Origin of the sequence: Niallia sp. Sow4_A1, assembly GCF_052116745.1 — a bacterium.
Lineage (GTDB): Bacteria > Bacillota > Bacilli > Bacillales > Cytobacillaceae > Niallia > Niallia hominis.
Window position 1 is genome coordinate 202,964 of record NZ_JBQKKM010000002.1, and the last position, 8,921, is coordinate 211,884.

Below are 8,921 nucleotides of genomic sequence, written 5' to 3' on the forward strand. Positions count from 1 at the left end.
CGATATACAATAGTTGTACAACATGAACACTTCACAAGTCCTACTCTTCGGAGTGGGATTTTTTTAGGAATTGTGAAAAAAAGAAAAAGAACCCATTTAAGAGTTCTTTTGTAGACAAGCAATTTATTCAATTAAAGCTCCTTTTTGAAAAATCAAAAAAACGATTGAACTTCTATGTAAAACTCATATAAGAAATAGCAGCCGAATCCAAATAATAAAATTCCTGCGACGATAGATGTCCACTTAATCATTTGACGATTCATTATTTTTCGCGTAATGGAAACAATTGTTAACAGACCAATATCATGTAATAATATGCCTGTGATAATTCCCGCTGCTACAATGATAAAACTAATTGATTCACTTCCTACATAGGAATCTGCTAATACAGTTCCAAATACGGAAATCCAAAATACTAAATTTCCAGGAGAAACAGCTACAAGTAAACCGTTTCGATATGTTGTAACAAGCGATTTATTGACTTTTTCGCCTGCCATTGTGATATCCTTATCCGCATTTTTTATAGAATCATAGGCTAGTATAAATAAAAAAACTGCTCCTATAATCCATAATGGCATTTGTATATAGGGAATTGCCAATACTTTAGCTAATCCGAAATAGAGTGCTAAAATAAGTAGCAAATCAATCGTCATTCCTCCAATACCTACGGCCCACCCATGCATGAAGCCATTTTTCAAACCTTGTTTCGTCATTTCAACTGTAATTGCCCCTACTGGCATTGCAATAGCAAGCCCCACCATTACATAAGCAAAATACAAACTCACATAAACACTTCTTTCAACTCATAAGATTGCTTCTTTCGTCCGTTTATATGAATTATTATACATCTTAATAAATAAAAATTAAACACTACTTAGATTTTAATAAGTTTTTTTAATAGATTTGCCTGCTTTTTTAGAAGAAAAACTGTTATAATCATCCAGATTAACTAGTTTCTTACTCTTGTTGGCATGTTGGGTCCTAAATCTGGAAAATAGACTTGTGCTCCTGAAGGGACTGTGGAAAAATCGGACTCCTGATTGTGGAGCAATTTTTTTTAGGATATAAAAGAGAATTGTTAGTGTTTGGGTATAAAATGAGCAATTATTGAAATTTCCCTAAAGGCAATGTGTTTATTTAATCACCAAACCTTACCCAGTTTATTAAAATTTAAGTATTATTTGAATCGTTTTTTGTGTCTGTTTTATCTAATATTTGAAAACGAAAAAGGAGGTGCCTCATTGGAAACTAAGTTGAAGTTAATATCCAAAGCAAAAAAAGGAGATATAGATGCATTTCAGACATTAATTCATAATGAGAAGGAAAAATTGTACAAGATGGCATATGTGTACATGCGGAATGAGGATGATGCATTAGAAGTGTTTCAAGAAACTATGTACAAAGCATTTGCGTCACTGTCAAAGTTGAAAAATGATGAATATTTCTCGACATGGATGACGCGTATTTTGATAAATTCAGCAATTGATTTATTAAAAAAGAAAAAGAGAGTAGTTCCAATCAATACAGAAGTGTTGGAAAACATTAGTGATACCTCACCTTTCCATTCCGATGTACAAATAGATCTTCTTAAAGCATTGGATGAAATAGAGGAAAAATATAAAACGGTTTTACTGTTAAGGTATTATCAAGATTATACGGTTAAACAGATTGCCTCGATGCTTAAATGTCCAGAGGGAACGGTGAAAACGAATATTCGGCGCGGGTTAGACAAACTTAAGGAGAAAATGAAGGGGGTTTACAGTGATGACAGACAAAATTCCATCGTTCAAGGAAGACATTGATATGATTCATGTTCCGACTGATAAGCTTAATACGATTATAGCGAACTTTTCATTGGACTCTGGTTTAAGAAAACAGCAGGTCAAGCGTAAAAGGAATCGCATTTTAATCGCTGCTGCCTGCTTATTTATTGGCATACCGACAACAGCTTTTGGTGCAGTAAAAGCCTATGATATGATTGTCCAAAAACAAAATTATGAAGTGAATATTTCAGTGATAAATAAGCTTTTTAATAAAAGAGACACTTGGTACAAGATGAAAGTCGGCTATTTACCAGAAAATATGGAAGCAAACGATAGCTTTGGTATGAAATATTCTTTTAAAGATAACTATGCACAAGGCGGCTTTTCATTCATTTTATGGAGATTAGGAGGGAATTCTGATTTTCAAACATTGTATGCAAAGGGCTACAAAGAAAAGGAGATCAATGGTCGGAAAGCAGTGATTGTGAATAAAGATACTGGAAACAAAAATGTAATATTTGATAGACAGGTCTTTCTCTTATTCGAAGAGGAGGGGATGATGATACAAAGTTATGTTGGAAATGATGTAAGTGATGAACAAATGATGAAAGTCATAGAGGGTCTTTCACTTGAAGCAACAACAGAAGAAAAGGCATCATACACAGTGGATTATGATGGATCTCTTTTTAGTAAAGAAAAGGGACCGACAGAATCTCATGTTATTCCTTTGAAAAAAGACAGCAACCAATTATTTAGAGTAGGTCAAACGGTTCCAGTAACCGTAGATGTAGAAAAAATGGAAAAACTTGAATATGTGATAGAAAAAGTTGAAGTCTTTAATTCCATCAAAGATTTTGAAATAGGGAACTTTAATGAGTTGGGACTAGGAATACTAAGTGAGAATAAGGCTTTAGATCAGACAAATAAATTGTTACCATACAAACGGGATACATATAAAGTAGGAAATGGGAAAGACACTGTTGACGAATTAGTAGAGACGCAATTAGTTAATTTGAAATTTGTTTACCTGACAACAACTGTGAAAAATATTGGTAAACAGGCAACAGAAGAAATCTATATGCATCCGTCCTTACAAGTGCTTAAATTTGAAAAGAATGCATGGAACTATGCAGGAGAAGTTGGAATCGCTGAAGACAGTATTATGACGGGAGAAGTGGATTATCTAGAACCTCACGGAGAAGGAAAAGGCTTTTACAATATTGGAAATATCCAGCCTGGCCAAACGATAAAGGTTCACTTAGGTTATTTTGTAGATGAGGATAAACTCGATTCCATCTTCCTTGATGCTTTCCATTACAGTGGGGGGAATGATACGGAAGATATGAATGCGGAAGATCGTTGGTGGATTGATATTCGTCAATAATTCGTTATTCCATAATCCGTCTTGATTGTTGGAAATGGAAAATATTTAAAATTATTCCGCCTCTATAAGCTTAGCCAATAGAAGTCATATTTTATTAACAATAACAAAAGGGGTAGCCAAGTGAAATTTTCTTCATTTGGCTACCCCTTCATCTTTACTTAAAACACCTTCGTAGTCCAATCCTCGCAATTCCAAATATCAGTTGCAATTTCACGATAGAAATCTGGTTCGTGGGATACCATTAAGATGCTTCCGCGATATTCCTTTAATGCGCGCTTCAGTTCTTCTTTTGCATCGACATCCAAGTGATTGGTAGGCTCGTCGAGAATTAATAAATTTGTTTCTGTGTTTAAAATTTTGCACAAACGAACTTTGGCTTTTTCGCCACCAGAAAGGACTTCAATCTTGCTTTCAATATGTTTTGTCGTTAATCCACATTTTGCAAGAGCAGCACGAACTTCAGCCTGATTCATACTTGGGAATTCGCTCCAAATTTCTTCAATACACGTATTGTAGTTGGACTCTTTCACTTCCTGTTCGAAGTAGCCAATGTGTTGATAATCACCGCGTTCTACGGTCCCCGAAATGGGGGTGATTAATCCAAGAATACTCTTTAAAAGAGTGGATTTACCAATACCGTTTGCACCAACGAAGGCAATTTTTTGTCCACGTTCCATTTTCAAATTGAGCGGGCGAGAAAGTGGTTCGTTATAGCCAATAACAAGATCTTCTGCTGTGAAAATCCAACGACTAGCTGCGCGAGCTTCTTTGAATTTAAACTCTGGTTTTGGCTTCTCTTTCCCTAATTCAATAATGTCCATTTTGTCGAGTTTCTTTTGACGGGACATTGCCATATTACGAGTTGCGACACTAGCCTTGTTGCGAGCAACGAAATCTTTTAAATTTGCAATTTCTTGTTGTTGACGCTTGTAAGCAGATTCTAGCTGTTGTTTCTTCATTTCATATATTTTTAAGAAGTTATCATAGTCACCAGCATAGCGATTCAACTCTTGGTTTTCCATATGATAGATCAAGTTAACAACATTGTTCAAGAATGGAATATCATGTGAAATCAAGATAAATGCATTCTCATAATCCTGTAAATAACGCTTCAACCATTCGATATGCTGTTCATCTAAATAGTTCGTAGGCTCGTCTAGTAAGAGGATTTCAGGTTTTTCTAGTAATAGCTTAGCTAGCAAAACTTTCGTACGTTGCCCACCGCTAAGATCAGCTACATCTCGATCGAGTCCAACATCATCTAATCCTAGACCACGAGCCACTTCCTCCACTTTTGAATTAATTTGGTAGAAATCATTACTATCTAATGTTTCTTGTAGCTCTCCAACTTCTGCAAGTAATGCATCGATGTCGGCATTTTCATCACCCATTTTTGCATAAAGCTCATTAATCTCTGCTTCTGCATCAAAAAGATATTGAAAAGCAGTACTCAAAGCTTCACGCATGGTTGTTCCTTTTTGAAGTACAGCATGCTGATCTAAATAACCAACACGAACTTTTCGTGACCACTGCACTTTACCTTCGTCAGGTTGTAGCTTGCCGGTAACAATATTCATGAAAGTAGATTTACCTTCACCATTTGCCCCAACAAGTCCAACGTGTTCCCCTTTTAAAAGTCGAAAAGACACATCATTAAATATCGCACGATCACCAAAACCGTGGCTTAAGTTTTGTACGTTTAATACGCTCATTTTTTAACCCCTTCTTTTATATCACATGTGGATATCATACTAAATTTAGACTAGATTTTCTAACTTCCATTTTATAATTTGTTCAAAATGTAATCCAATTTTGTGGATAACTTCAAGTCTTCCCTTGCTTAATGAAAGAGATTGTTGAATTGTATACACTTAGGCATTTTACATTAGGATAAAAGTCTATTATACAATAGGATAGGAGGTTTTCCCATATGGGACTTGGTGAATAAAAAATGAAATAATTGGTTTTATTTTTTACTATTCAATATCTACTTCAAGTAAGAAAAAATGTCTTCAATCATACCTCCTACAATCCAAATTGTTATTCTTCTATTTAACGAAGATTGACGATTTAATGGTTTTTTTTATATTTGTATACAAAAAAGTAATGATACCAATATTGCAAGATTAGAAAATAAATCTTTTATTATCATAATATTTATCACCTTAATTAAGATAACATGGCTATAAATAGAAGGGAATTTATTTAGGATGGTCCTTTATGGGAATAACTCCCTTTGGTGAGCATAGGATAAAAATACAGATATTGGTAAAAATAAAAAATAAATATTTAAATATAGATGCTTAAGGAGAAGCCAATATGCATTTACTTGTGAACATTGTTATCCTCTTGCTTAATTGGAAATATCGAACTGTCCATAAATGGCGAGAATATCACACTACCATGTTATTTATTAGTTTATGCGACCTCCTATATCATTGTATTTGCAGTGATTTCAAATTGTGGAATTATCAACCGGATTGGCCGTTATTTTCGCAACTAATAACTAATTTAACATATTCCCTAATATTTCTACCTGCAACAGCATTGTTATTTTTGTCGAATTATTCAATCAAAAAAACAATTTTAGCAAAAGTAATTTTTGTTTTAAAGTGGATTTTTGTTTATATGATAGGTGAATATATATTTGTTTTGACACAGAATATGTCACACACTAATGGTTGGACAATGTGGTGGTCCTTACTATTTTATTTTCTAATGTTTCCAATGCTTCTTTTGCATCATACTAAACCAAGACTGACGTATGTAGTAAGTGCTGCTGTTATTATTTTCTTTATAATTATTTTTAACATACCGATAGAGTAGGTTTGAAAAGAGGCGCAGGAACAAGCTTAGATGCAGGTGCAGTAGTTCAGTCATTATTTTTCTGCATATATATTAAGTTTTACTTATTCGGTTTTTGATAAAAAAATGGATCGAACCAATCTTCTGTTTCAGTAGAAGATTGGAGATTTCTTACTAATAGAAATTTGTGATATCTTTCGCTTTTCTTTACTAAGGTCTCTAGTATAAGCTTGAACAAGGTCTACTTTTAGGAGAATATATATGAATTTTTTTGTAAAAAAAATAAAAGGACTTTTATGTATATTAGTAGCTTTAGCAATTATGGAAATGATTGTTGGATTTACTGGTTCAAAAGAAACGTGGGAAATGATTGTCACTATTGCAGTTCAAATTCTCCAATTTCTTTTGTTCATCTTACTTATGGTCCTTCTTAGAAAGATCATTCGTCAGTCAGCAGACAAAGAAAAGCAGTATCAAAGATTACTTGATCATTCACCAGAAGCTATTTACGTTCATCGAAAAGGAATCCTTGTCTATTCAAACGATGCAGGAGCTAAATTGTTTGGCTTTAAGGAACCTTTTGAATTGATCAATTTGCCTTGGAAGGGAATTTTGAATGATAAATCTTATGAAAGCTTAAAATCATCAAGTGATAAATATGAGGTGGATCAGCAATTTAAAATCCATCATTTTAATTTATATGACGAAGATGGAACTATTCGATACATTGAAGCGAAATCAACCTATATTCTGTTCGATGGGGAACCGGCTAGAGAAGTAATAGCAAGAGATGTAACGGATCAGGAAAAAAATAGCCAAAGGTTAAAGGATTTATCCTATTTAGATACTTTAACACAGCTGCCAAATCGCAGAAGTCTGCTGGAGCGGCTTAATCAAGTGATTGAAGAATCGAAACAAAACAATAAAAGTTTCGGGATTATGTTTGTTGATTTAGATGGTTTTAAACAAATCAACGATTCTTATGGACATGCTAAGGGAGATTTCTTATTAAAACAAGTTAGTGAATACCTTAAACTTTGTATAAGGGAAGAAGATGTAGTTGGAAGGTTTGGAGGGGATGAATTTATCATAATCCTCCCCAATGCTGTACAAACAGATTGTATATTAATAGCAAAAAAAATAATCGACAATATGCCTTTATTTATTTCGGACTATTCTAATCAAGTAACATTTAGTATTGGAATTTCTCTTTATCCTCAAGACGGAAATGATCTTGATACTATAATGAAGCTTGCAGATAAAGCGATGTATAATGCAAAGAAACGTGGTAAAAATAATTTTCAGTTTTTTGATATCGGCATCTAAATGCTAATGTAAAACTAAGACAACCTATCAAAATGGTGAAAAAATAGTTATATATACTCCTTTGATTCCAAAAAAGTGATATATTTTAAAGTGTGTATAAAGATTAAGAGATTAAGGGGTATCCATGAAGGAGATTAAAAATAACTTTAATATAAAAATTTACTATATTGTAGTTTGGGCTATTATAGCTATTATCCTTGGTGGGTTATTTATTGATAATCCACGAGTAAGCAATTGTGGATGGGGGTTTATATTTCAACTTATATGGGCGTTCAGTTTGTCTATTTGTTTATTACTTTATCCCAAAAAAGAAACAGATGTTTTTAGAATAAGTATCATCTTATTAGCATCAATTTACTTCTATTCCCTTTTTCTTTTTTACCCAGATACTGGGTCTAACTTTATTTTACTATGCTTTATACCAGCCCTATCCATCTTGTTTTTTAATTCAATGCTTTTTTATTTTACCTTGTTCTTAAATGGGGCATTAATTTTATTTTTATTTGGTTACATTATGTTTACGAACCAAGAGCCTCAATATAGTTATTTAGAACAGGATTTAATCGGAAATGTTTTAAACTTTATTGCGAGCCAAATTATCATCTATTTTATTTTTTATTTAACGAATGGGCGAATGAAAAAGCAGCAATTATATTATGAACAAATTCAGCAATCTGAGCGTCTAAAGACATCTGGTCAACTTGCAGCTGCTGTTGCCCATGAGATTAGAAAGTATGAGTAAAATGTTTGTGGGAGAATAAATATCCTTTTTGTCTAGTTGGGGGACGAGTCCCCCAACTAGACAAAAAGGCCACCAAGCGAAAGCGCGGTAGCTGGAAAAAATTAAGTATTAAAAAAGAGAGCTTCCTTTTGTAAAGTAGAGTTTGCCTAGAACACTACGAAAAGGAGAGGCTCTCATGAATGAATGTAACATAAAATTACCATCATTAAAAGAATTGGAAAAAACTTTATTTCGAACACTCCAAATGACGTTTCAAGAAATTCTTGTTCAAACGTTAGAAAATTGGGATCAAGAGATTGCTCAGCAACGAGACAAAAGAAGATTTGCTTTACGAGATAAGCGAGAAATACGAGTAGATACAGCGTTTGGAGCAGTGGAGCTGAAGCGTAATTATTATTTCGATCGAGTGACCAAAAAATATATTTGTCTGTTAGATCACTACTTACAGTTTCAAGGGAATAAAGGGTTTAGTCCACTATTAGAAGAATGGGGGTTAGAATTAGCGACAAAGGGCTCCTCCTATCGAAAGGCGGTGGAAACGTTCGAACAATTTTTAGGTTATTCGGCGATGAGCCACGAAGCATTACGGCAACATCTTCTTCAAACAAGCGTCCTTCCCGCTAAGGAAAAATGCCCTTTTCAAAAGGTATTGTTTGTCGAAGTAGATGGATTATATGTGAAGAGTCAAGAAAAGAAAAAGCGTGGATGGGAGTTGAAATTCGCCGCTGTACACGAGGGATGGAAAGAAAACGGAAAGCGAGTCAGACTCCGAAATAAAAGGCATTTTCTCTATGAAGGAAAAGAACCCTTTTGGGAAGCCTTTGAAACGTTCTTACAGAATCATTATGCGTATGATCCTACCCAAACCTTGCTTATTATTAATGGCGATGGAGCAGGCTGG

8 protein-coding genes are annotated in these 8,921 nt (G+C 34.0%); 6 read left to right on the top strand and 2 right to left on the bottom strand.

Features of this window, described 5'->3' with window-relative positions; all coding sequences use genetic code 11:
* Positions 1-152: 152 nt before the first annotated feature.
* Positions 153-785 carry a LysE family transporter gene (locus ACTQ5K_RS02135; RefSeq protein ID WP_441993451.1) on the bottom strand — a complete coding sequence of 211 codons (633 nt, stop codon included), beginning with the start codon at positions 783-785 and terminating at the stop codon, positions 153-155.
* A 456-nt stretch (positions 786-1,241) separates the two neighbouring features.
* Here ACTQ5K_RS02135 and ACTQ5K_RS02140 point away from each other — a divergent pair, with 456 nt between their 5' ends.
* Both ACTQ5K_RS02140 and ACTQ5K_RS02145 read left to right on the top strand, forming a co-directional pair.
* Positions 1,242-1,802, top strand: a complete 561-nt coding sequence (locus ACTQ5K_RS02140) for a sigma-70 family RNA polymerase sigma factor (protein ID WP_441993453.1) — start codon at positions 1,242-1,244, stop codon at positions 1,800-1,802.
* Entirely contained in the window at positions 1,765-3,147 is a 1,383-nt protein-coding gene (locus ACTQ5K_RS02145; RefSeq protein WP_441993455.1) for a DUF4367 domain-containing protein, read from the top strand. Before ACTQ5K_RS02140 ends, ACTQ5K_RS02145 begins: the two co-directional genes overlap by 38 nt.
* Before the next feature lie 158 nt (positions 3,148-3,305).
* On the opposite strand, the gene ACTQ5K_RS02150 is transcribed toward ACTQ5K_RS02145, so the two are convergent.
* On the bottom strand, positions 3,306-4,859 hold the full coding sequence (locus ACTQ5K_RS02150; RefSeq protein WP_441993457.1) for an ABC-F family ATP-binding cassette domain-containing protein: 1,554 nt from the start codon (positions 4,857-4,859) through the stop codon (positions 3,306-3,308).
* Positions 4,860-5,466: 607 nt separating this feature from the next.
* Here ACTQ5K_RS02150 and ACTQ5K_RS02155 point away from each other — a divergent pair.
* From ACTQ5K_RS02155 to ACTQ5K_RS02170, 4 genes are all read left to right on the top strand, one after another.
* Complete coding sequence (locus ACTQ5K_RS02155; RefSeq protein ID WP_441993459.1) at positions 5,467-5,973, top strand: CBO0543 family protein; 507 nt, start codon at positions 5,467-5,469, stop codon at positions 5,971-5,973.
* A 240-nt stretch (positions 5,974-6,213) separates the two neighbouring features.
* A complete protein-coding gene (locus tag ACTQ5K_RS02160; RefSeq protein WP_441993461.1) occupies positions 6,214-7,278 on the top strand; it encodes a diguanylate cyclase domain-containing protein in 1,065 nt (354 codons plus the stop codon).
* Between the two features lie 124 nt (positions 7,279-7,402).
* Entirely contained in the window at positions 7,403-8,020 is a 618-nt protein-coding gene (locus tag ACTQ5K_RS02165) for a hypothetical protein (protein WP_441993463.1), read from the top strand.
* Between the two features lie 175 nt (positions 8,021-8,195).
* A partial coding sequence (locus ACTQ5K_RS02170) for a UPF0236 family transposase-like protein (protein ID WP_441993465.1) occupies positions 8,196-8,921 on the top strand: 726 nt, incomplete at its 3' end.

What these genes read in the sequence shown, in the direction of transcription:
- ACTQ5K_RS02145 (WP_441993455.1), top strand. Translation starts at nt 1,765, where the DNA reads ATGACAGACAAAATTCCATCGTTCAAGGAAGACATTGATATGATTCAT.
- ACTQ5K_RS02150 (WP_441993457.1), bottom strand. Translation starts at nt 4,859, where the DNA reads ATGAGCGTATTAAACGTACAAAACTTAAGCCACGGTTTTGGTGATCGT.
- ACTQ5K_RS02155 (WP_441993459.1), top strand. Translation starts at nt 5,467, where the DNA reads ATGCATTTACTTGTGAACATTGTTATCCTCTTGCTTAATTGGAAATAT.
- ACTQ5K_RS02160 (WP_441993461.1), top strand. Translation starts at nt 6,214, where the DNA reads ATGAATTTTTTTGTAAAAAAAATAAAAGGACTTTTATGTATATTAGTA.
- ACTQ5K_RS02165 (WP_441993463.1), top strand. Translation starts at nt 7,403, where the DNA reads ATGAAGGAGATTAAAAATAACTTTAATATAAAAATTTACTATATTGTA.